Source organism: Algoriella xinjiangensis (assembly GCF_900115015.1).
GTDB lineage: Bacteria > Bacteroidota > Bacteroidia > Flavobacteriales > Weeksellaceae > Empedobacter > Empedobacter xinjiangensis.
The window spans coordinates 16,185-37,809 of sequence record NZ_FOUZ01000005.1 but is presented as its reverse complement, the minus strand read 5'-3'; the positions used below and the strand labels follow the sequence as shown (position 1 = coordinate 37,809).

At 32.0% G+C, this 21,625-nt stretch carries 20 protein-coding genes and 4 tRNA genes; 6 read left to right on the top strand and 18 right to left on the bottom strand.

Annotation, left to right across the window (positions count from 1 at the left end; all coding sequences use genetic code 11):
* Positions 1 to 95 precede the first annotated feature (95 nt).
* The 4 genes from BM072_RS05535 to BM072_RS05520 all read right to left on the bottom strand — a co-directional run bounded on the left by BM072_RS05535 (position 96) and on the right by BM072_RS05520 (position 5,613).
* Complete coding sequence (locus tag BM072_RS05535) at positions 96 to 2,393, bottom strand: glycoside hydrolase family 65 protein (protein WP_092907376.1); 2,298 nt, start codon at positions 2,391 to 2,393, stop codon at positions 96 to 98.
* 30 nt (positions 2,394 to 2,423) lie between these two features.
* Entirely contained in the window at positions 2,424 to 3,080 is a 657-nt protein-coding gene (gene pgmB / locus BM072_RS05530; RefSeq protein ID WP_092907374.1) for a beta-phosphoglucomutase, read from the bottom strand.
* Positions 3,081 to 3,085: 5 nt separating this feature from the next.
* On the bottom strand, positions 3,086 to 4,432 hold the full coding sequence (locus tag BM072_RS05525) for an MFS transporter (protein ID WP_092907372.1): 1,347 nt from the start codon (positions 4,430 to 4,432) through the stop codon (positions 3,086 to 3,088).
* A 161-nt stretch (positions 4,433 to 4,593) separates the two neighbouring features.
* Positions 4,594 to 5,613: a LacI family DNA-binding transcriptional regulator gene (locus BM072_RS05520; protein ID WP_092907370.1), complete on the bottom strand. Its 1,020-nt coding sequence runs from the start codon at positions 5,611 to 5,613 to the stop codon at positions 4,594 to 4,596.
* 224 nt (positions 5,614 to 5,837) lie between these two features.
* On the opposite strand from BM072_RS05520, the gene BM072_RS05515 reads away from it, so the two are divergent.
* Genes BM072_RS05515 through BM072_RS05505 form a run of 3 tightly spaced genes read left to right on the top strand, consistent with a single transcriptional unit; the run spans position 5,838 to position 11,461 of the window.
* A complete protein-coding gene (locus BM072_RS05515; protein ID WP_092907368.1) occupies positions 5,838 to 8,768 on the top strand; it encodes a SusC/RagA family TonB-linked outer membrane protein in 2,931 nt (976 codons plus the stop codon).
* 13 nt (positions 8,769 to 8,781) lie between these two features.
* On the top strand, positions 8,782 to 10,404 hold the full coding sequence (locus BM072_RS05510) for a RagB/SusD family nutrient uptake outer membrane protein (RefSeq protein ID WP_092907725.1): 1,623 nt from the start codon (positions 8,782 to 8,784) through the stop codon (positions 10,402 to 10,404).
* A 1-nt stretch (position 10,405) separates the two neighbouring features.
* Complete coding sequence (locus BM072_RS05505) at positions 10,406 to 11,461, top strand: SusE domain-containing protein (RefSeq protein ID WP_092907366.1); 1,056 nt, start codon at positions 10,406 to 10,408, stop codon at positions 11,459 to 11,461.
* A 77-nt stretch (positions 11,462 to 11,538) separates the two neighbouring features.
* Here the strand turns inward: BM072_RS05505 and BM072_RS05500 are convergent, their stop codons facing one another.
* From BM072_RS05500 to BM072_RS05485, 4 genes are all read right to left on the bottom strand, one after another.
* Positions 11,539 to 12,255 (bottom strand): LOG family protein, encoded by a 717-nt coding sequence (locus tag BM072_RS05500; RefSeq protein WP_092907364.1) that lies wholly within the window; start codon positions 12,253 to 12,255, stop codon positions 11,539 to 11,541.
* 68 nt (positions 12,256 to 12,323) lie between these two features.
* A complete protein-coding gene (locus tag BM072_RS05495; protein ID WP_245752061.1) occupies positions 12,324 to 13,067 on the bottom strand; it encodes a Bax inhibitor-1/YccA family protein in 744 nt (247 codons plus the stop codon).
* A 49-nt stretch (positions 13,068 to 13,116) separates the two neighbouring features.
* Positions 13,117 to 13,779, bottom strand: a complete 663-nt coding sequence (gene pnuC, locus BM072_RS05490) for a nicotinamide riboside transporter PnuC (protein WP_092907362.1) — start codon at positions 13,777 to 13,779, stop codon at positions 13,117 to 13,119.
* A complete protein-coding gene (locus BM072_RS05485) occupies positions 13,772 to 14,401 on the bottom strand; it encodes a 4'-phosphopantetheinyl transferase family protein (protein WP_092907360.1) in 630 nt (209 codons plus the stop codon). The genes pnuC and BM072_RS05485 overlap by 8 nt, the downstream gene beginning before the upstream one ends.
* 78 nt (positions 14,402 to 14,479) lie before the next feature.
* Here BM072_RS05485 and ahcY point away from each other — a divergent pair, with 78 nt between their 5' ends.
* Together ahcY and BM072_RS05475 are read left to right on the top strand one after the other, a co-directional pair.
* On the top strand, positions 14,480 to 15,793 hold the full coding sequence (gene ahcY, locus BM072_RS05480) for an adenosylhomocysteinase (RefSeq protein ID WP_092907358.1): 1,314 nt from the start codon (positions 14,480 to 14,482) through the stop codon (positions 15,791 to 15,793).
* 173 nt (positions 15,794 to 15,966) lie between these two features.
* Complete coding sequence (locus BM072_RS05475; RefSeq protein ID WP_338061007.1) at positions 15,967 to 16,539, top strand: hypothetical protein; 573 nt, start codon at positions 15,967 to 15,969, stop codon at positions 16,537 to 16,539.
* A gap of 32 nt (positions 16,540 to 16,571) precedes the next feature.
* Here BM072_RS05475 and BM072_RS05470 read toward each other — a convergent pair whose 3' ends face one another.
* Entirely contained in the window at positions 16,572 to 17,198 is a 627-nt protein-coding gene (locus BM072_RS05470; RefSeq protein WP_092907354.1) for a hypothetical protein, read from the bottom strand.
* Positions 17,199 to 17,370: 172 nt separating this feature from the next.
* On the opposite strand from BM072_RS05470, the gene BM072_RS05465 reads away from it, so the two are divergent.
* Complete coding sequence (locus tag BM072_RS05465; RefSeq protein WP_092907352.1) at positions 17,371 to 18,705, top strand: aspartyl protease family protein; 1,335 nt, start codon at positions 17,371 to 17,373, stop codon at positions 18,703 to 18,705.
* Between the two features lie 29 nt (positions 18,706 to 18,734).
* On the opposite strand, the gene BM072_RS05460 is transcribed toward BM072_RS05465, so the two are convergent.
* The 9 genes from BM072_RS05460 to trxA form a co-directional block, all read right to left on the bottom strand.
* Entirely contained in the window at positions 18,735 to 19,322 is a 588-nt protein-coding gene (locus tag BM072_RS05460) for a hypothetical protein (protein ID WP_092907350.1), read from the bottom strand.
* The gene (locus tag BM072_RS05455; protein WP_245752066.1) at positions 19,312 to 19,743 is read right to left on the bottom strand and encodes an RNA polymerase sigma factor; all 432 of its coding nucleotides are present in this window, start codon (positions 19,741 to 19,743) and stop codon (positions 19,312 to 19,314) included. The genes BM072_RS05460 and BM072_RS05455 overlap by 11 nt, the downstream gene beginning before the upstream one ends.
* Positions 19,744 to 19,821: 78 nt before the next feature.
* The gene (locus BM072_RS05450; protein WP_092907346.1) at positions 19,822 to 20,085 is read right to left on the bottom strand and encodes a hypothetical protein; all 264 of its coding nucleotides are present in this window, start codon (positions 20,083 to 20,085) and stop codon (positions 19,822 to 19,824) included.
* A gap of 116 nt (positions 20,086 to 20,201) precedes the next feature.
* Positions 20,202 to 20,609 (bottom strand): NUDIX hydrolase, encoded by a 408-nt coding sequence (locus tag BM072_RS05445; protein WP_092907344.1) that lies wholly within the window; start codon positions 20,607 to 20,609, stop codon positions 20,202 to 20,204.
* A 90-nt stretch (positions 20,610 to 20,699) separates the two neighbouring features.
* Positions 20,700 to 20,776 (bottom strand) — tRNA-Asp (locus BM072_RS05440).
* Between the two features lie 58 nt (positions 20,777 to 20,834).
* A tRNA-Asp gene (locus tag BM072_RS05435) sits at positions 20,835 to 20,908 on the bottom strand.
* A gap of 46 nt (positions 20,909 to 20,954) precedes the next feature.
* A tRNA-Asp gene (locus BM072_RS05430) sits at positions 20,955 to 21,028 on the bottom strand.
* A gap of 44 nt (positions 21,029 to 21,072) precedes the next feature.
* A tRNA-Asp gene (locus BM072_RS05425) sits at positions 21,073 to 21,146 on the bottom strand.
* A 128-nt stretch (positions 21,147 to 21,274) separates the two neighbouring features.
* Positions 21,275 to 21,592: a thioredoxin gene (gene trxA, locus BM072_RS05420; protein WP_092907342.1), complete on the bottom strand. Its 318-nt coding sequence runs from the start codon at positions 21,590 to 21,592 to the stop codon at positions 21,275 to 21,277.
* Between the last annotated feature and the right edge of the window lie 33 nt (positions 21,593 to 21,625).

Sequence of the window (21,625 nt, the reverse complement as noted above, 5' to 3'; positions counted from 1 at the left end):
ATTATTTTAAATTAAATTAGTTGTTGTAAACAACATTTCTGACAAAAAAACACCCTGAAAGCAAAAGCCTTCAAGGTATTTTAAATTTCCCTTTATTAAATTGAAGGTTGAACAACAGACTTTTCTCCGAAAACATAAACCTCTAATGGTTCTGTTCCTTCTAACTCGAAAGTTGTTTCTCCTTTATTTACGATAACTTTTAGGATTTGATTACGGAAATTGATTTTGAATGAAAATCCTTTCCATTGTTCTGGCAAACGTGGTTCAAAATGTAATGTATCATTTTTAACGCGCATTCCTCCAAATCCTTCTACAATCGACATCCAAGTTCCTGCCATAGATGTGATGTGTAATCCTTCGTGAACTTCTTTATTATAATCGTCTAAATCTAAACGAGAAGTTCTTAAATAAAATGTATACGCTTGTTCCATACGACCTAATGTTGCCGCTTGAATTGAGTGTACACAAGGTGATAATGATGATTCGTGAACGGTTAATGGTTCGTAGAAATCAAAATGTTTTTCTAATTCTTCTTTTGTAAAATCTTCCTCAAAATAATAGAATGCTTGTAACGTATCTGCTTGTTTGATGTAAGCTGAACGCAAGATTCTGTCCCAAGACCATTTCTGATTAATTGGACGTTCTACCTTATCTAACTCAGAAACTGGCGTTAAATCTTTGTCTAAAAAACCATCTTGTTGCAAGTAAACACCTTTCTCTTCGCTATACGGAAAATATATGTTGTCTGCCACGTTTTTCATCGCTGCTAATTCATCAGCATTGATGTTAACTTTTGTAGCAATACGTTCGTAATCTTGTGGATAATTTGTTTTTACAGTATCTATTTGTTGCAACGCATAATTGATACACCATTGCGCACAATAGTTTGAATGGAAATTATTGTTGACATTATTTTCGTATTCGTTTGGACCAGTAACACCCAACATTACAAATTTTTGTTTGTCGGCCGACCAGTTTACACGTTGATGCCAAAAACGAGCAATTCCTAAAAGCACTTCTAATCCAGCTTCCGGAATATAAGTTTGATCGCCTGTAAAACGCGTGTAATTAAAAATTGCAAAAGAAATGGCTGCATTACGGTGAATTTCTTCGAAAGTAATTTCCCATTCGTTGTGGCATTCTTCACCATTCATTGTAACCATTGGATATAAAGCTGCACCGCCTTTGAAACCTAATTTCTCTGCGTTTTCTATTGCTTTATCTAATTGATTGTAACGGTAAGTTAAAAGGTTACGCGCAACTTCTTGGTTTTTTGTCGCCATGTAAAATGGTAAACAATATGCCTCTGTATCCCAATAGGTAGAACCGCCATATTTTTCGCCTGTAAATCCTTTTGGTCCGATGTTTAAACGTGCATCTTTCCCAGAATATGTTTGGTTTAATTGAAAAATATTAAAACGAATACCTTGTTGTGCTTCTGTGTCTCCATCTATTGCAATATCAGACATTTCCCACGTTTTTGCCCAAGCTTCTTTTTGGTTTATCAACAATTGTTCATAACCCAAATCATTTGCTTGTGCCAACACATTTTGAGCAGCAGAAATCAATTCATTTTCGTTGTGATTTGTAGAAACTACATATCCTCCAAATTTCTGAATTGTTGCAACTTCGTTTGCTTTTACCTCAACTTCGTACGTAAATTGAACTTTCGTTTCGGTTTTTTGTTGAGCTGATGGAGCGATTGATTGTTTTTCATTGTTAATGAAAATTTCATTCTCCATAAACGTCACAACATTGAAATGTGTTTTGAATGTACGCGCTTGCACAAAACCTTGCTCACCAATAATTTCAGAAGTAATCGGTTCCCAAAAAGTTTCTTCCCAATTGGCATCTTCATTCTTAACTCCCGCATCAACATAAGGTGTATATATGATTTTTGCATCGCCGTTTAACGGTTTTATATCATATTTTATGACACCTAATTCGTCTAAATCAGCAGCTAAAAAACGGCGTACATTTACTTCGATTTCTAAACCAGAAGGAAGAATGGCAACAAAAGAACGGTCTAATAAACCTTCTTTCATATTTAATTCGCGTTTGAAGTTTTTAACTTCTTTACACGTATTCAAATCCAATTGTTCTCCGTTAATTTCAATATTGATTCCGATCCAAACTGGCGCATTCAATACTTTCGCGAAATATTCTGGATATCCATTTTTCCACCAACCAACTTTTGTTTTGTCGGGATAGTAAACTCCGGCAATATAACTACCTTGAAATGTATCTCCTGTATATAATTCTTCGAAATTAGCACGTTGTCCCATTGCTCCATTTCCAAGAGAAAATATACTTTCAGAGGATTTTACACGATCTTTTTCAAATCCTTCCTCAATAATTGACCATTCATTTGGAATGATATAATCTTGATTCATTTTGTCTTTTTATTGTATGTTGTTTGTTTATTATTTATTGATCAATTCTGTTAAGAATTCTTCTGATATCTGATTAAAATCGTTAAAAACGATATCAGCTTCATGTAAAACCGAAGCTTCGCCAATACCAATACTCATCATTCCTGCATTATTTGCAGCTTGAATTCCTGCTACAGAATCTTCGAAAACAATCGAATTTTCGTTGGGTTGATTTGCTTTTTTTGCACCAACTAAAAATACTTCGGGATCTGGTTTTGCATTCGATACATCGTTTCCGTCAACAATGTCATCAAACAGATGTAAAATATTTACTTTTTCTAAAATAGGGCGTGCATTTTTAGATGCCGAACCTAAAATAATCGGTTGATTATTGGCTTTCAAAAAATTTAAAACCTTCATCACACCTGGTAAAATCTCCGAATCATCCATTGTATTGATGTATCCTAAATAGTCTTCATTTTTCTGAGTTAACCATTCTTCTTTTTGTTCTTCCGTTGCTTCTACGTTTCCTAAACCAAGAATAATTTCTAACGAACGCACACGAGAAACGCCTTTTAATTGCTCGTTATCATCATGTGTAAAATTAATTCCTAATGTATTGGCTAGTTTTTGCCACGCTAAAAAATGATATTTTGCGGTGTCTACAATAACACCATCTAAGTCGAAAATAAATGCTTTAGTTTTCAAAATAATTATGCTTTGATTGGTTTTTCATCGTCTTTTACTTTTAAAACAAAAATGGCTGCAATAATTAGCGCTACACCACTTGTCATAATAGCATAAATTGGATTTCCTCCGTATAAATTTGTAACGATTGATCCACCGAATAGTGAATTAAAAATTTGTGGAGCACATATAAAGAAATTGAAAATTCCCATATAAACGCCCATTTTTTTCGCAGGAATAGAACCTGCTAAAATTGCGTATGGCATTGCCAAAATACTTGCCCATGCAATACCAACACCAACCATTGATAGAATTAATAATTTAGGATCGTGAATAAAATAAATCGAGATTAATCCTAAACCACCAATAACTAAAGAAACTGAATGTGTTGCTTTTCGTCCAATTTTAAGTGCGATTGCAGGTAAAAAGAAAGCAAAAACTGCAGAAACTGCATTGTAAACTCCGAAGATAATACCAACCCAATCTCCAGCCTCATTATAAGTTTGCGAAGAAGTATCGCTTAATGGTAAACCGTATACATGATGCGCAATTGCTGGCGTAGAATATACCCACATACCAAATAATGCAAACCATGTAAAAAACTGAACCAAACCTAATTGTTTCATGGTTTTAGGCATATTTTTGAAATCAGTAAAAATTTGAAAAATACTTGTTTCTTTTTCTTTTACAACTTCTCTGCCTTCGGCTCTTTCTAATGCTTCTAACTCTTCGGGCGAATATTCTTTTGTTGTTAAAATAGTGACCAATACTGATGCTATTAAAACAATTGCTCCGATTATAAATGATAAAATTAAATGAAAAGGAACTTCGCCTTTATCGGCATGGCTATCAACACCAATCCAATTGCTTAAAATATAAGGCAACCACGAACCTAAAACGGCTCCGAAACCAATTAAAGCAGTTTGCACAGAAAATCCTAATGTGCGTTGGTCCGAAGGTAAAATATCTGCCACTAATGCACGGAAAGGTTCCATTGCAATATTAAACGAGGCGTCCATAATCATCAGAAAACCTGCACCCATCCATAAGGCGGGCATCAAAGCGGTAAAAGCACCTGCCTGCGGCAATAAAATTAACCCCAAACTTGCCAAAACGGCTCCTACTAAAAAGTAAGGTTTACGACGACCAAACCTTGTCCAGGTTTTATCAGAATAATGACCAATGATTGGTTGAATAATTAAGCCCATTAAAGGAGCTACTATCCAAAATAGAGGTAATTCGTGCAAATCTGCACCAAAAGTTTGCAGGATTCTACTTGCGTTTGCATTTTGTAGTGCGAATCCCATTTGGATTCCGAAATATCCGAAACTTAAATTCCAGATTTCCCAAAACCCTAATCTACGCTTTTCCATTATCGTAATTTTTTATGTATTTTACGATAAGCGTTTTATGCTTATCAAAACTATATTTTTGTTTTTTGAGAAGTAAAAATATGTTTTGATTTGTTTACAATGTTAAAACTTTTTTTTGGGATTATTGCAAGTCTAACAATAATTTAACCAAAAAAAAGCTACTAAATCGTTGTAGTTTCTCGGTGTAATAATTCGGTTCCTACAACCTCTGTAATATAATGTTCGTGTTCGTTTTCTGACTCTAATTTCTGAATTAATAAACGAGCTGCGATTTCGCCCATTTTAAATGCATTTTGTTTTACGGTAGAAATACTTGGAATTGAATTCTTTGAGATTACACCATCTGTAAAAGCTATTAAATGTAAGTCTTCTGGAATTTTAAAACCTCTTCTCAAAGCCGTTTTCAAAACATTAACTGCATACAATTCGTTAACCGCCATAACTGCATCAAATTTGTTTTTATCAAAAAACTCCTCAATCATAGTGTCCATTTTACTCTCATCTTCGATACGTAAAATCAAGTTTTCGTCCACTTCAATTCCGTTTGCTTCCAAGGTTCTTTTATAACCTTCTGTTCTTAATCTTCCGACACTTATATAATCTGGCGTTGTAATAAAGCCTATTTTTTTGCGTCCTTTGCTTATAAAATACTGAATTGCTTCTTGTGTAGCAAGTACATCATCTATTATTACTTTGTCGGTGTAAACTTCGCGTGTAACACGGTCAAACATCACAACTGGCATGCCTTGGTTGATGATTTCTTTGATGTGATGATAGTCTTTTTTGGCTTGAGTTTCCTTTGATAATGAGATCACAAAACCGTCTATACTACCCGATGCAAGCATTTCCATATTGATTACTTCGCGCTCATACGACTCGTTTGATAAACAAATTAAGACATTATATCCGTATTGATTGGCTAAGTTTTCTATTCCACTAATGACCATTGCGAAAAAATCGTGAACAATTTCGGGAATTATCACCGCTATCGTTTTTGTTTTTCTATTCTTAAGGCTTAATGCAATATTATTGGGTTTATAATTGTACAATTTTGCAAATGCTTGAATCTTTTGACGAGTTGCTTCGCTAATTTCATCGCTGTTCTTTAATGCCTTTGAAACCGTTGAAATTGAAACATCTAATTCTTTTGCAATCTGTTTTAACGTTAAATTTTTTTTCATAATCTTCTCTCTACCTATACCATCAATCTAATATGACTAATTTCTGCCTTTTTTATCAGAAATTAACACTGTTTAGCAAATAATTTAATTATTTATTAACACGCAAACGTTTTCGTTAAACTACTCGGTGTACCACATACACAATCAATCATTTAAACGACTTATATTTGAGATTGAGAAGTAAAAATATAAATTAAAAATTAACGAAACAAAACGAAAAATATATGAGGATTTTAAAACAATCTCTTATTGCCTTAGTTTTATCTAGCCCAGCTATTTTATCTGCTCAAACAGCGGTAAAAGGAACGGTTTACGATAACACAAATAGTGCAGTTCTTGCTGGTGCAGATGTTTCGAACATTACAACAGGAGAGTCTACTATTTCTGACGAACAAGGTAACTTTACATTAGAGGCAAATGATGGTGATATAATTACCATTACATATTTTGGTTATGATGATCAAGAATTTACATTTGCTGGACAAAACGAATTGAAACTACGTTTGGCCAAAACAACTCAAGATTTAAAAGAAGTAATCGTTATTGGTTATGGTACTGCAAAAAAATCTGATGTTACTGGTTCTGTAAATCAATTAAATTCAGAAGATTTTAACAAAGGATCTATTACATCTGCACAAGAATTAATGACAGGTAAAATTGCCGGAGTTGTTGTAACTTCTAGTGGTGGAGCTCCTGGTGATGATCAAAAAATATTAATTCGTGGAAATAGTTCTATTTCATTAAATCGCGAACCTTTATATGTTGTTGATGGTTTACCATTATCTGACGAAAAAATTGGTGGTTCTAGAAATCCATTAGATTTCTTAAATCCAAATGATATCGAAACGATGACAATTTTGAAAGATGCTTCGGCAACTGCAATTTATGGTTCTCGTGCTGCGAATGGTGTTGTTTTGATCACAACTAAAAAAGGAAAAGGAAAACAATTTAAATACAGCTATAATTCTACAACTTCTGTTTACGATCCAATCAAAATGGTTGACATGATGAACGGAGATCAGTTTAGAGCACTTGTAAAAGAGCATGGAAGTGCAGATGATATAGCGAAGCTTGGAAATACAAATACAGATTGGCAAAAATTAATTTATAAAACAGCCGTTGGTTTCGACCATAATTTTAGTGCTGTTGGTAAAATTGGTGATTTTATGCCTGCTCGTTTCTCGGTTTCTAATACAGACCAAGATGGTATTTTAAGAGGTGACAACATCAATCGTACAACGTTGAGTGTTAATCTTAATCCAACTTTATTAGACGATCATTTAAAATTCGAGATTAATGCAAGAGGTTCATACATCGAAAATCAATTCGCAAATCGCGATGCTATTGGTGCAGCTTTAGAATTTGATCCTACACAAGAAGTTTATTCGAATGGTATTAATTCTTGGCAAGGATATAATGTTTATACGCAATTAATTGATGGTAAATATTTCTTGAGAGATTTAACACCAAACAATCCTGTTGCATTACTAAACGAAGTAAACGACACTTCTGAAACAAGACGTTTTGCAGGAAATGCAAAAGTAGATTACAAATTACATTTTTTACCAGATTTAACGGCTACAGTAAATGTTGGTTATGATATTACGAATGCAAACGGACGAAAAGTTTCTAACTACGCTTTGCCAAGTAAAAACACGAAATGGGATGGTTCTTACAGCAACTTTAGTAATGAGTTTTCAAACAAATTATTAGATGCTTACTTAACATATAATAAATCTTTTGGTGCTTCTACTTTAAATGCAGTTGTTGGTTATGGTTATCAAAAATTTGGATTCGATAAATTCTCTTTCGATTCAGAAAAAGCAGAACTTAATCAAATTGCAGTTGTTGTAGACAAATACGAAAGTGTTTTATTATCTTATTACGGACGTGTAAATTACAACTACGACAACCGTTATATCTTAACTGCTACTTTACGTGCAGATGCTTCTTCTAAATTAAATCCAAATGATCGTTGGGGATATTTTCCATCAGCAGCATTTGCTTGGAATGTTGCAAACGAAGAATTTTTAAAAGGAAACACGACACTTAGCGACCTTAAATTTAGAGTTGGATACGGACAAGTTGGTAATGTAAATGGTTTAGAAGATTATTTATATTTAACACGTTATACACAAAGTTTATCGTCAGCACAATATCAGTTTGGAGATAAATTTTATCAAGTTTATCGTCCAGAAAAAGTCAATCCAAATTTGAAATGGGAAATCTCAAATACATTAAATATTGGAATTGATTATGCTTTATTTAACAACAGAATTTATGGTAGTTTAGATATTTATCAAAAGAAAACAAAAGACTTAATTGCCGAAGTTTATGTTGATCAGTTTACCAATTTCTCTAATAAGATTAAACAAAATATTGGAGATATGGAGAACAAAGGAGTTGAGTTTAGCATTAATGCAGATATCATCAAATCAAAAGATTTTGATTGGTCTTTTGGTTACAACATCGCTTACAATGACAACAAAATTGTTAACCTAAAAAATGACAATTATGTTGGTGGAATTGATGGAGGAACTGGAGTTAATGTACAAGTTCACAAAGAAGGTTATACGCCATTTTCATATTTAGTTTACAAACAAATTTATGATGCAAACGGAAAACCAGTAGAAGGTGCTTATGAGGATTTAAACAAAGATGGCGTTATTAACGAAGATGACCGCTATTTACACAAATCTCCATTTGCTGATGTTACAATGGGATTCAATACTCATTTCAGATATAAAAACTGGGATTTATCAGCAACTGCTCGTGCAAGCATCGGAAACTATGTTTATAACAACGTTGCATCTGCAAAAGGGTATTTAGCAAAAGCAACTGGTAACGGACAAGGTTATTTATCTAACGTACATACAGATTATTACAACACTGGTTTTTCTGCAATTACAGCAACTAATCTAACAAGTGATCATTATGTTCAAGATGGATCTTTCTTCCGTATCGACAATATTACTGTAGGTTATAACCTAAAACAAGCGATAAAAGGAATGGATGTTCGCTTATATGGAGCAGTTCAAAATGTTGCTTTATTTACAAATTACGACGGGATTGACCCAGAAGTATTTGACGGAATTGATAGAAATTTCTATCCAAGACCAAGAACTTTTGTCTTTGGCTTAAATGTTAACTTCTAAAATTGTACACAAAATGAAATTAAATATATTTAATATTAACAAAATAGCATTAATTGGAATCTTTTCTTTATTTGCGATGACTTCTTGTCAAGACGATTTAGATTTAGATCCAATAGATCCTGATATGGTAACAGAAAATCAAGTTTTTTCTAATCCACAAGAAGCAAAAGCTGCATTAGGAAAAATATATGCATCATTATCACTTACAGGACAAGAAGGTCCAGCTGGACAACCAGATATCGTTGGTATAGACGAAGGTACATCTCAATACACGCGTTTAATGTTTTATTTAAACGAATTAACAACAGACGAAGCAATTGTTGGTTGGGGAGATGCTGGTTTACCAAATCTACATGCGATGAATTGGGGAGCAAGTAATCCATTTATAGAAGCAATGTATTTCCGTTTGGCACAAACTGTTTCTTTTTCTAATTCATTTATAGAAAAAGCAGAAGCTTTAGGAGAAAAAGATGCAGAAGTAAAGAAATTTATTGCTGAAGCTCGTTTTATTCGCGCATACGCTTATTATAATTTGATGGATATGTTCGCAAACGTTCCATTGGTTACAAAGGTTTCGTTAGAATTACCAAAGCAAAATAATCGCCAAGAAATATATACGTTCGTAGAAACTGAATTAAAAGATTTAGAAGTTCAACTAGCAGAACCAAAATCTAACGAATATGGTCGTGTAGACAAAGCAGCAGCTTATGCTTTATTATCTCGTTTATACTTAAACTCTGAGGTTTATGTTAAACAAAATAAATACAAAGAAGCAGCAGAATATTCTAAAAAAGCAATCGAATCTGGCTATATTTTAAATACAGTTGATAAAAACGGAAACGGATCAGCTTACGACGAATTATTTTTGGCTGATAATGACACAAATGGTGCGCAAAACGAAAATATTTTCGCCATAAATTTTGATGGACGTTATTCAACAACTTACGGAGGAGCAACTTTTATCGTGAAATCTAAAATCGGAGGAACTATGGCTCCTGCAGATTATGGTGTAAACGGTGGTTGGGGTGGTCCACGTACTACAAAAGCATTAGTTAATCAATTTTCTAACTCAGTTTCTCAAAACAATGGAACAGGAAATCCTACTGCTTGGACAGATAAACGCGCTATGTTTCATACAGACGGACAAACTTTCGAAATTGAAAATGTTTCTGAATTTAAGCAAGGTTATGCCATCAAAAAATTCTCGAATAAAAAATCTGATGGAACAAACGGAAACAACAATACAGGTGAACATGCTGATGTTGACATTCCTATTTTCCGTGTTGGAGAAATGTATTTAAATTATGCAGAAGCAGCACTTAGAGGTGGTGGAGATGCAGGTTTAGCGTTAACTTACATCAACAAATTACGCGAACGTGCATACGGAAATACTTCTGGAAATGTAGCCTCTATTAATTTAGATTTTATTTTAGCAGAACGCTCTCGCGAAATGTATTGGGAAGGAACACGACGTGTAGATTTAATTCGTTTCAACCAATTTACAACCAATTACAATTGGCCTTTCAAAGGTGGAATTGCAAACGGAATGAATGTAGATAGTCACAGAACAATTTATCCAATTCCGTTCAATGCATTGGCTGTTAATAAAAACTTAACTCAAAATCCTGGTTATTAAGATGAAAAATTTTATTAAATATATTTCGTTAGCATGTGCAAGTATTTTTACGTTAAGTGCTTGTAGCGAAGATGATTCTATCATTCAATTAGATCCTGCAACTTTTGTTGCACCAGTTGCAGATGCTCCAACATCTAATAATTTGATTTTATTGGAAGAAAATGCAGCACAAAATGCAGTAACTTTTAAATGGGCTGCTGCAAGTTATGGCATTGCGACTCCACCTAAATATGAAGTGCAAATTGCTGTAAAAGGAACTAATTTTGAGAAAACAAAAGTAATTATTTCTACTAGTGAAATTACTGCAGATATTTCTGTAAAAGAATTAAATGCAACTGCAATTGACATGGGTGCTGAACCATTTGTACAAAGCGATTTTGAGTACAGAATTGTTTCTTCTGTTGGTACACCGGGTTCTCAGCAATTAATTTCGAATATCAATTCAATTTCTATCACACCTTATCCTACAGATTTATCTACAAATTGGGGTGTTGTTGGAGATTTGTCAGATTGGGGAGGAAAAAAAGATATTCCTTTCTGGAAAACCGATGTTACCAATGTTTATGTCGCTTATATCAATGTAACTGAATTTAATAAAGATGGTGTATCACAAATTAAATTCAGACAAGACAATAAATGGGAACTTGATTACGGTGACAACGAACCTGTAGATAATAAATTAGACAAAGGTGGTAAAAACATCAATATCCCAGAGCTTGGTTCTTACAAAATCACAATGGATTTAACGAATTTAACCTATAAAATTGAAAAATTTACGTGGGGATTAGTTGGTGATGCAACACCAAACGGTTGGGGTGGTCCAGATACAAAATTAACGTATGATGGTACTATCGATGCTTGGTCTACAACATTAACTGTTAAAGACGGTATGTTTAAATTCAGATTAAATAATGATCCAAATTATGCTGTTAACTACGGAGGTTCAGACACGCCAGGTGTATTAAAAGAAAATGGAGATAATATTACGATTAAAGCTGGGAAATATAAAATAACAGCTAATTTTAATAAGAAAACATATACTGTAGAAGCTCAATAAGTATTTTTCTCATCAATAAATAATTCTAAAAAAAACCTCATCAAATGATGAGGTTTTTTTAGTTTACTATAAGCTTATTAAAAATTAAGCTTAACATTATATTTTTCGTAGAAATTTTTAATGTGAGTTACAGCTTCTTCGGCAGTATCAACTAATCTAAAAAGATCTAAATCTTTCTCGGCGATGTAACCTTCTTCTAATACTGTTTTCTTAATCCAATCCAACAATCCAGACCAATATTCTGTACCAACTAAAACAATTGGGAAACGACCTGTTTTTTTGGTTTGTATCAACGTCATGGCTTCAAATAATTCATCTAAAGTTCCAAAACCTCCAGGCATTACAATAAACCCTTGCGAGTATTTTACAAACATTACTTTACGTGCAAAGAAATAATCAAAATTTATTTCATATTCGCGGTCAATGTACGGATTTAACGACGTTTCGAATGGTAAAGTAATACCTAAACCAACTGACGATCCGCCACCTTTTTGTGCGCCTTTATTTGCTGCTTCCATAATTGATGGTCCTCCGCCCGTTATTACACCAAAACCTATTTTTGTTAACTGAAAAGCAATGTCTTCGGCTAAATCATAATATTTATGCCCTTTTGGTGTTCGTGCAGATCCAAAAATAGAAACACAAGGTCCTATTTTCGACATTGCTTCGTAACCGTTTACAAATTCTGCCATAATCTTGAACAATGCCCAAGAATCGTTAATTCTAATCTCGTTCCAATCTTTTTGACGGAAAGGAGATTTTATTCTATCATCTTCTTTTTCTCTATCTGTCATCTTATTTCAATAAAAAAAACCGTAACAAAAATGCTACGGTTCAATATACAAATTTATTTATATCGTATTTAATCTCTACTCATAAAGATTCTTAAAATGTACCAAAATAATAACATTAATGAAGCAAATAATGATAATGCAGATGCAACATATTGTTGTGTACCAAACTGATATTTTAGTTGATGTGTGTTATATAAAATTGCTCCACCAGCTAATGCGCACATTCCGACAGAAAACCATAATCCTAAATCGAAACCAAATAACATTCCTGCAACAACTAAACCAATTGCTAAGAAAAAACCGATTGTTAATGCGCCTCTTAAAACTGAAAAATCAGCTTTTGTTAAAAAAACAATTGCAGATAAACCGATAAATAATCCACCAGTAACTACTGCGGCTTGTTTTATAACGTAAGTTCCACCATAATTTAGCGCGATGTAAAGCATCGGAACAAAAATTAATGCTTCTGCAATAATATATAAAAAGTAACCTAAATATTGTTTTGATTTAGAAACCGAACCATAAGCCATTTTTTGGGCAACCCAAGTAATTCCCATAAAACCAGCTAATAATACCAACCAAAGATAACCTTGTGTTAAGCTTAACATAAATTTTACTAACGGTTCTGATTTTAACATCAAAGACTCGATAATTACAAAAACTAATACACCACCAGCAACGTGTCCGTAGGTGTGTTTATAAAATGTTGCTCTTTCTGCATCTGTAGCTTCGGCTACCAGTTGGTTTTGATACATTTGTTGATTTTCGATCATATTGTTAGATTTAATATAGTTTCTATTTATTTTATTCATGCTAAAATAGTGAATTTTAATTTTCTAAAAAATCACTAATTTTTGGTAATTATTTAACACTCTTTTTCCATTCAAAAAGTCCTTGAATTGCAAGTATTAAAAAGATTGAATATTGAAAAGATGAAATGGCATATCCTTTATAAATTAATAACGGAATCATAATAATATCGCCCAAAATCCAGAAATACCAATTGTCTATTTTACGTTTAGCCATCAACCACATTCCAATCAAAAAAATACCTGTGCTTGTTGCATCTATAAAATCGACTGGTTTATAACTCCAAATTAAAGTATCAATTTCAATTATATTTTTAAAACCATCAATTATTGGTCGAAAATGATAAAGCACTAAAATAAAAATAAATGTTCCGAAAAATAATCCCAACGATTTTAAATAATCCGTCTTTTTTGCCCAAGAAACATCTACATGCAAATGATCTTTTTCGGTTTGTTTACTCCACAAAACCCAGCCATAAACCGACATTGATGTATAATAAAGATTAATTAACGTTTCGCCATATAATCCCCACGAAAAAAACAAATAGATGTATAAAAACGTGGATAAAATACCGGTCGGATAAACTAAAATATTTCGTTTTTTAGTGTAATAAACAGATAAAACACCAAAAAATGCGGCAATAATTTCTAATATAATTTGTAGTGTAGAATAACTTTTATAGGGCTCTACGATATAATCAATAAAATTATTCATAATCTAAAACCCAAATCAAATAATGATCTTCTACTAATTTGTAAAATGCATGATATTTTCTGCTTTTTACGTCATCAGAAATCCAACAAACAATTTGATTATTCTCGATTAATTCAAATTCTTCTACACGATAATGGTTTAAGAAATTCCATAAATTTCCGCCATTCAACTTATACAAACCTTCTTTTATTCCCCAAATAATGTGCAAAAATTCTATTTCTTGCTCTTTCGGAATCCAATCTTGTTCGTCTTTGCGTGCAAATTTGTGTTTAATATTTAGAATTTTTTTTGGTCGAGCCAATTCTATATCTATCCCAATATTATATTCACTAACGCCAACAGCTACTTTTCCGTAAGAATGTGTAATAGAAATTTCTTTGTTAGTTGGTAAAAAAGGTTTTCCTTTTTCATCATAATTTACATCATAATCTAAATCCAACTTTTTAAGACATGCGCGTAAACCAAGATACTCGCGCGCCTGCTTTGGACGAAGGTTTTGGTACTTCGTCATTCTATATTCTTCTAACTGTAAATACGCTAACAAATCATCATTGTTTTCGTTTACTTCCCAAGTAATTATCCTTGTATGTTTTTGATCGTTTATATAATCGATGACTGGCATTTTTATAATCGTAAATTAGTTTGTAAATTTGTTGCTTATAAACTTTATAAAATAAAAGTTAGTTAAATATATCAATTGATGGATACAAAAACGCAATACATTCCATACAAAGTTAAAGATATTTCTTTAGCTGAATGGGGAAGAAAGGAAATTACGTTGGCCGAAGCTGAAATGCCAGGGCTAATGGCTATCCGTGAAGAGTATAAAGCGGCACAACCGTTGAAAGGTTCTCGCATTGCGGGTTGTCTACACATGACAATTCAAACTGCAGTACTTATCGAAACGTTGGTTGCTTTAGGAGCTGATGTTACATGGTCTTCATGTAATATTTTTTCTACACAAGATCATGCTGCTGCTGCAATTGCTGCTGCTGGTATTCCTGTGTATGCTTGGAAAGGGATGAATGAGGAAGAATTCGATTGGTGTATCGAGCAAACATTATTCTTCGGAGAAGATCGCAAACCATTAACTTTAATTTTAGATGATGGTGGAGATTTAACGAATATGGTGATTGATCGTTACCCAGAATTAGTTGCTGAGATCAAAGGATTATCAGAAGAAACAACAACTGGTGTTCACCGTCTTTACGAAAGAATGGAGAAAGGAACATTACCAATGCCTGCAATTAATGTAAACGACTCGGTTACAAAATCTAAATTTGATAACAAATACGGATGTCGTGAGTCTGCTGTTGATGCGATTCGTCGTGGAACAGATTTAATGATTGCTGGTAAACGTGTAGTTGTTTGTGGTTTTGGTGATGTTGGTAAAGGTACAGCAGAATCTTTCCGCGGAGCTGGAGCAATTGTTACAGTTACAGAAATTGATCCTATTTGTGCTTTACAAGCTGCAATGGAAGGTTACGAAGTTAAAAAATTAGATACAGTGGTTGCAAATGCTGATATCATTATTACAACAACTGGTAACTTTGGTATTGTACGTGCAGAGCATTTTGAGAAAATGAAAGACAAAACTGTTGTTTGTAACATCGGACATTTTGATAATGAAATCGATATGGCTTGGTTAAACAATACTTATGGATCTACAAAAATCGAAATCAAACCACAAGTTGATATGTACAATATCAACGGAAAAGATATTATTATTTTAGCAGAAGGTCGTTTAGTAAACTTAGGTATTGCAACTGGTCACCCATCATTTGTAATGTCAAACTCATTCTCAAACCAAACATTAGCTCAAATCGAGTTATGGACGAATGCTGATGCTTACAAAAATGAAGTTTATACTTTACCAAAACACTTAGACGAAAAAGTTGCTGAATTACATTTAGCAAAATTAGGTGTAGAGTTAGAAGTTTTATCTCAAAAACAAGCAGACTACATTGGTGTACCGGTTGAAGGACCATTTAAACCAGAATATTATAGATATTAATTAATTTTAATTTAGATTTTTTATTTGAAAAAACAACACACTTAACTATATATCCTCGCCCTGAACAAGCGAGGATTTTTTATTTGATTTAATTTTTAGCAATACTACTTTTTAGCAATACTATTAAAAACGCTATCTTTAAAAATTCTGAAATTATTTGAAAACTATTTATGATGAAAAAATTCTTACAACTTGGTTACATTTTAATTGGATGTTCACCACTTTTTGCACAAACCGAAAAACCTTCGGATATTTTCTGGAAAAATCTAGAAAAACATTGTGGTAAAGCATACGAAGGTAAATTAGCAGAACATATTAAACGCGATGATTTTGCTGGAAAAAAATTAACCATGCATGTAAAAAGTTGTTCAGAAAACGAAATAAAAATTCCATTCAATGTTGGAGATAATTATTCGAGAACATGGGTTTTAACGAAAAATGATGGAATCATTACGCTAAAACACGATCATCGCCACGAAGACGGAACTTCAGATTCGATTACTTATTATGGTGGAACAAATACAAATTATGGTTTCAAAGACTTCCAGACCTTTCCAGCAGATCAAGAAACAGCAAATCTGATTGATTATGCCTCAACAAATATTTGGTGGATTACGTTAGACGACAACGTTTTTAGTTATAATTTGCAAAAAGCAGGATCAAAAAATCAATTCAATGTATTTTTTGATTTAACAAAAGAAATTAAAACACCGCCCGCACCTTGGGGTTGGGGAAAAGCAAGATAATAAAAAGCCGAACTAATTGTTCGGCTTTACTTTTATTTCTTAATCAGAATATCAGCGTTTATAGATGGTGTAAGACCTAAAGGTGTTTTTCTCCATTTGTCTGAATCCTTAGCTCGGTACAAACATTTTGCAAGCAATGCTCCACTAAAATAAATTGGTTTATCCGATTTAGTCAATAGCTCTACTTTTATAAAAAAATCTCCCTGAGATTTTATTTTATAATTTCTTAAATCTAACGTAAATATATTGTCGTTTTGGTCTTCTTTTTTAATCACAATTTCAAACGGATTATTAAGTAATGATTTTTCAGGAATACCTTCTTTATTTGTAAACAAATCAACTTTTAAAACAATAGAATCTTCTTTAATTAACTCACTAAAATTAAAATTTAACCGTTGAAAAGTGTACTCTTTCTTAGGCGCATTTAATGGAATTGCAATTTCTTTAATAAACTGAGGAATCGAATCTTTAAAAAGATCAATGTACACTTCTAAACCTATTTGTACTGCTTTTGTTTTGGTATCCGAGCCAACACGTTTCAACTTAAATTTAGATTTATCATACAAAATCGTTTCATTCAATTGAATTGTATCTTTCTTAAAATCTTGCGCATTTGCAAAAGATAAAATAAATAGAAAAAGAAGATAAATTTTTGCCATAAAGTATAGTTTTGATTGTAGATTAAATAATGTTTCAAGTTTAGAGAAATTTAAAACTCAAAACTCACAACAAATCCACAACAACTTGTTAAAGTTTATTTCGAATATTTAAGAATAAACCAATATTCTAATCATTTTTTTACATAAATTTAATAAATACTAAATTTTTATTATGAAATCGAAAATTTACTTTATCCTTTTTGTGTTTATAAATAGTACGTTGATTTCTGCTCAAGAAATTGGTTTACAATTATCAGACAATGTAAAATCTGAAACGATTTCTTTTCAATTAATCAAAAATTTGGTTGTGATTCCAGTTAATTTAAATGGTCACAAAATGAATTTTATTGTTGATTCTGGCCTTCGAGAAACCATTTTACTGAGTCAATTTAATGATGCTTTAGACCATAAAACACTCAAACAAATTAATCTAAAAGGTTTAGGAAATACCGGAGAAGGTACAATTGGATACTATTCGTCGAGTAATATGTTGACAATTGGTAGAAATTATTTTTCTTTCAAAATTCCAATTGTGGTTATTCAAGATGAAAAATTTAACCTTTTTTCTCGCTTAGGAATTGATGTACATGGAATTATTGGCTACGAATTTTTTAGAAATTATCCCATCAAAATAGATTACGTAAAACAGAAAATTACCATTTATAAAACGTTAGAAAACAATAAAAAACTCAAAAAATATACAGTTAATGAATTAGAAATTAGTCCCGAAAAAAAACCTTTTGTTCGTATAGATTTTTCTCATCAGAAAGAATATTTACAACAAAAAATGTTAGTTGATATCGGAAATAGCGACGGTTTGTGGTTATTTAAAACTCAGTTTGATGATTTAGCACAACCAAATCAAGTTTTTTTTGATGAACTTGGCAGAGGTTTTAATGGAACAGTAAGTGGCGAAAGAGGAACAATTAATCAAGTTTCTTTGGGAAAATCTACATTCAAAAATCCATTAATTGCTATTCCAGATCCAAATTCTATCCAATTTATTAATGTAAAAAATGAACGAAAAGGTTCTATCGGAAATGAAATTTTACGCCGTTTTACCATTATTTTAGATTATAATCGGAACAAGTTTTATTACAAACCGAATAAAAATTATGATGATGCTTTTCATTATAACAGAAGTGGTTTAACAATTGTACACGATAGTTTTGAGTGGGATAATTCTGAAATCACAATGAATTATAAAAGCAATAATTCTACAGAAAAAGAAAACATTGGTTTAACTCAAAAAATGAATTACCAAATTGTTTTGAAACCTGTGTATAAAATAGAACATGTTCGGAAAAATTCTAATGCCGAATTAGCGGGTTTAAAAGCAAATGATCAACTCATCAAATTAAATCATAAAAAGGTTGAAAAAATGAGTTTAAGCGATATTGAAAATTTTATGAGAGAACACGAATATGAAACAATTACGATTGAAATTTTACGAAATAATCAACCAAAAAAAATAGAATTCAAACTAGATATTCCGTATCAAAACTAAAAAGAGCAACTATAAAGTTGCTCTTTTTTTTATTCTTCTTCTAATTGATTTAAAATATTTTCTAATTCTAATAATGGTTTTTTATACAATTTATTAATCCACCATTTAAGTATAAATACACATACTATTGCGTAAATTACAAGAGTCAAAATAATATAAATCCACAATAAAAGCGCACTTTCAAAATGTAAAAAGGTGTTTTTTTGGATATAAACAATTCCTAAAAACATAATAATCAAAATAAAAACAATGTATGAATATATACTGTAAATATCGATGGACGATTTGTAGTTATAATAAAACCAATTTATGTTTTTGAGCGAATTATAATCTAAACGATAAGACCTATTGTAAAATCTAAAAATATAGACAAATGGGACTATCATTGTTGCAAAAAAACAAGCAATAACCCACCAAACTAAATTTGTATTTGCATCAAAAAGATAAGGATAAATCAATAACATTGGAAAAGATGTTAACTGAAAAAAGAAATCTTTTTTCATTACAGCTCTTACATTATCAATAACTGTATTTGCTTTTTGTTTTACTTCCGAATCTATCTTCACTTCATCCGAAGACTGATTATTCCATTGTTTTTTTAATTCATCAAAATTCATAACCGTAAGTTTTTATGATGTTTTGTAATTTTTCTTTTGTTCTATTCAATTTTACTCGTGCATTAACTTCTGATATTCCAAGATTTCGACTAATTTCTTTGTGATTTTGTCCTTCTAAAAATAAAAAAATCAATGCCTTTTCTACTTTATTCAACTCATGTATTGCTTTGTAAAACAAATCCAATTGCGTTTCTTTTTCGTTTGTATCCGACTCATCAAGTTTATCTACATTATCCAAAAAAGTATACCGATCGGTTTTCTTCTTTTCTTTTTTAAAATAAGTTAAAGCCGTGTTTAAAGAAACACGATACATCCAAGTCGAAAATTGAGAATTTCCTTCAAAACGTTCAAAAGATTTCCACAATTGCAAAACAATTTCCTGAACCAAATCATTTCTATCTTCCTTATCATCCATATACATTTTAGAGACTTTATGTAAAATCCCTTTATGTTGCTCAATAAGTAGTAGAAATTCGGTTTGCTTTGCTTTCAAAACGGTTTATATTACTTTTTTTAAAGGCACTTGTTTATCATCTACAAAAACAATACAATCAATTCCTAAAAAACCTTGTATAATGTTTGCTTTAATTAATATACGCTCACCTTTCTCATTTTTAAAATGACCACTTAAACGTGGCATCGAAAAGTAATTAACCTGAGAATCTTGTAATTCGTTATTTATAAATAATTTTTCTCCAGAAAACCAATTATTTTCTACCCTAATTACTGTGTTCTCTACATTTGCTTCCCAAATAGATTTCATCTTTATTCATTTTAGTATTAAATAGTAAGTATACAAAAAAAGAAAACGTTACACTATTCCATAAAAAAAGTCAGAAAAATATTTCTGACTTTTTTCTTTTCCATTATTTTAGATTCCTAAAATTCCATTTCCAACCAAATTGGTAAACTAAATTCTTCTAATAAATGAGCTAATTTATAATCGCTGTACGTTTCTTTGGTTATCCAAGCCATTTCATCTATCTCAGAAGCTATTTTTATCGCTTCTACCGAATTCAATTTTACATGAAACACATTTGCATGTACTTTTGTATTTTCTTCGTTTACGGCCAATGTATCGTGTTTACCTAGAAAAGAAACTTCGTGAGCGAGTATATCTACATTAATTTCCTCTAAAAACTCACGACGAAGCGTATCCAATAATTCTTCGTCTTTCTCGCGCTTTCCTCCTACCATCTGAAAATAAATTGAATTCTTTTTTCTAACAGCAAGCATTTTTCCGTCCGTATCCGTTACCAAAGCATTTACAAGATAAATATGATTCATTTGATGAAGTTGAGTTATGATTTTAAAGGTAAAGTTTACGTGACAACAAAGCATAAAAAAAGCTTCACAAAATTGTGAAGCTATAAAAGTTGGCGATCCGGACGGGATTCGAACCCGCGACCACTTGCGTGACAGGCAAGTATTCTAACCAGCTGAACTACCGGATCAATCTTATTTTTATTTATAATTTTCTTTATCGCTCTAAAATAGAAAAAGAAATAGATGCGATCCGGACGGGATTCGAACCCGCGACCACTTGCGTGACAGGCAAGTATTCTAACCAGCTGAACTACCGGATCAAAAATTATAAATGAATATATTTTTTATTAATCTTTTAAAAAATTGCGATCCGGACGGGATTCGAACCCGCGACCACTTGCGTGACAGGCAAGTATTCTAACCAGCTGAACTACCGGATCAGAAATTTATAAAAAATATATTTTGTTAAAGAACGAACTTTTTGCGATCCGGACGGGATTCGAACCCGCGACCACTTGCGTGACAGGCAAGTATTCTAACCAGCTGAACTACCGGATCAAAAAACGTATTGTTTTCGGATTGCAAATATAGATGTAATTCTGAACTTTCCTAAACTTTTTTCAAAAAAAATCTCGGAAATTTTAGTTCCGAGATTCTTTTATTTCAAAATCAACGATTTAAAAAAATTATAAAATCGCGTTTAATTTTTCTTGTAATTGTTCTTTTGGTACAACACCAACAACTTTGTCTACAACTTCACCATCTTTGAAGAATAAAATTGTAGGAATATTACGAATTCCGTATTTCGCTGCAATTTCTTGGTTTGTATCTACATCTACTTTACCTACAACTGCTTTACCTTGGTATTCTGCAGCTAGCTCTTCCACAACTGGACCTACCATTCTACATGGACCACACCACACAGCCCAAAAATCTACCATTGCTGGTTTTCCAGACTCGATAATATCTGATGCAAATGATGCGTCTGTTACTTCTAATGCCATAATTTTTTATTTTTATCTATCTAATAATTTTAC

What these genes read in the sequence shown, in the direction of transcription:
- BM072_RS05500 (WP_092907364.1), bottom strand. Translation starts at nt 12,255, where the DNA reads ATGACAGATAGAGAAAAAGAAGATGATAGAATAAAATCTCCTTTCCGT.
- BM072_RS05465 (WP_092907352.1), top strand. Translation starts at nt 17,371, where the DNA reads ATGAAATCGAAAATTTACTTTATCCTTTTTGTGTTTATAAATAGTACG.
- trxA (WP_092907342.1), bottom strand. Translation starts at nt 21,592, where the DNA reads ATGGCATTAGAAGTAACAGACGCATCATTTGCATCAGATATTATCGAG.
- BM072_RS05525 (WP_092907372.1), bottom strand. Translation starts at nt 4,432, where the DNA reads ATGGAAAAGCGTAGATTAGGGTTTTGGGAAATCTGGAATTTAAGTTTC.
- BM072_RS05520 (WP_092907370.1), bottom strand. Translation starts at nt 5,613, where the DNA reads ATGAAAAAAAATTTAACGTTAAAACAGATTGCAAAAGAATTAGATGTT.
- BM072_RS05495 (WP_245752061.1), bottom strand. Translation starts at nt 13,067, where the DNA reads ATGAATAAAATAAATAGAAACTATATTAAATCTAACAATATGATCGAA.
- BM072_RS05535 (WP_092907376.1), bottom strand. Translation starts at nt 2,393, where the DNA reads ATGAATCAAGATTATATCATTCCAAATGAATGGTCAATTATTGAGGAA.
- ahcY (WP_092907358.1), top strand. Translation starts at nt 14,480, where the DNA reads ATGGATACAAAAACGCAATACATTCCATACAAAGTTAAAGATATTTCT.
- BM072_RS05460 (WP_092907350.1), bottom strand. Translation starts at nt 19,322, where the DNA reads ATGAATTTTGATGAATTAAAAAAACAATGGAATAATCAGTCTTCGGAT.
- BM072_RS05445 (WP_092907344.1), bottom strand. Translation starts at nt 20,609, where the DNA reads ATGAATCATATTTATCTTGTAAATGCTTTGGTAACGGATACGGACGGA.
- BM072_RS05450 (WP_092907346.1), bottom strand. Translation starts at nt 20,085, where the DNA reads ATGAAATCTATTTGGGAAGCAAATGTAGAGAACACAGTAATTAGGGTA.
- BM072_RS05455 (WP_245752066.1), bottom strand. Translation starts at nt 19,743, where the DNA reads ATGTATATGGATGATAAGGAAGATAGAAATGATTTGGTTCAGGAAATT.
- BM072_RS05515 (WP_092907368.1), top strand. Translation starts at nt 5,838, where the DNA reads ATGAGGATTTTAAAACAATCTCTTATTGCCTTAGTTTTATCTAGCCCA.
- BM072_RS05505 (WP_092907366.1), top strand. Translation starts at nt 10,406, where the DNA reads ATGAAAAATTTTATTAAATATATTTCGTTAGCATGTGCAAGTATTTTT.
- BM072_RS05485 (WP_092907360.1), bottom strand. Translation starts at nt 14,401, where the DNA reads ATGCCAGTCATCGATTATATAAACGATCAAAAACATACAAGGATAATT.
- BM072_RS05510 (WP_092907725.1), top strand. Translation starts at nt 8,782, where the DNA reads ATGAAATTAAATATATTTAATATTAACAAAATAGCATTAATTGGAATC.
- BM072_RS05475 (WP_338061007.1), top strand. Translation starts at nt 15,967, where the DNA reads ATGAAAAAATTCTTACAACTTGGTTACATTTTAATTGGATGTTCACCA.
- BM072_RS05470 (WP_092907354.1), bottom strand. Translation starts at nt 17,198, where the DNA reads ATGGCAAAAATTTATCTTCTTTTTCTATTTATTTTATCTTTTGCAAAT.
- pnuC (WP_092907362.1), bottom strand. Translation starts at nt 13,779, where the DNA reads ATGAATAATTTTATTGATTATATCGTAGAGCCCTATAAAAGTTATTCT.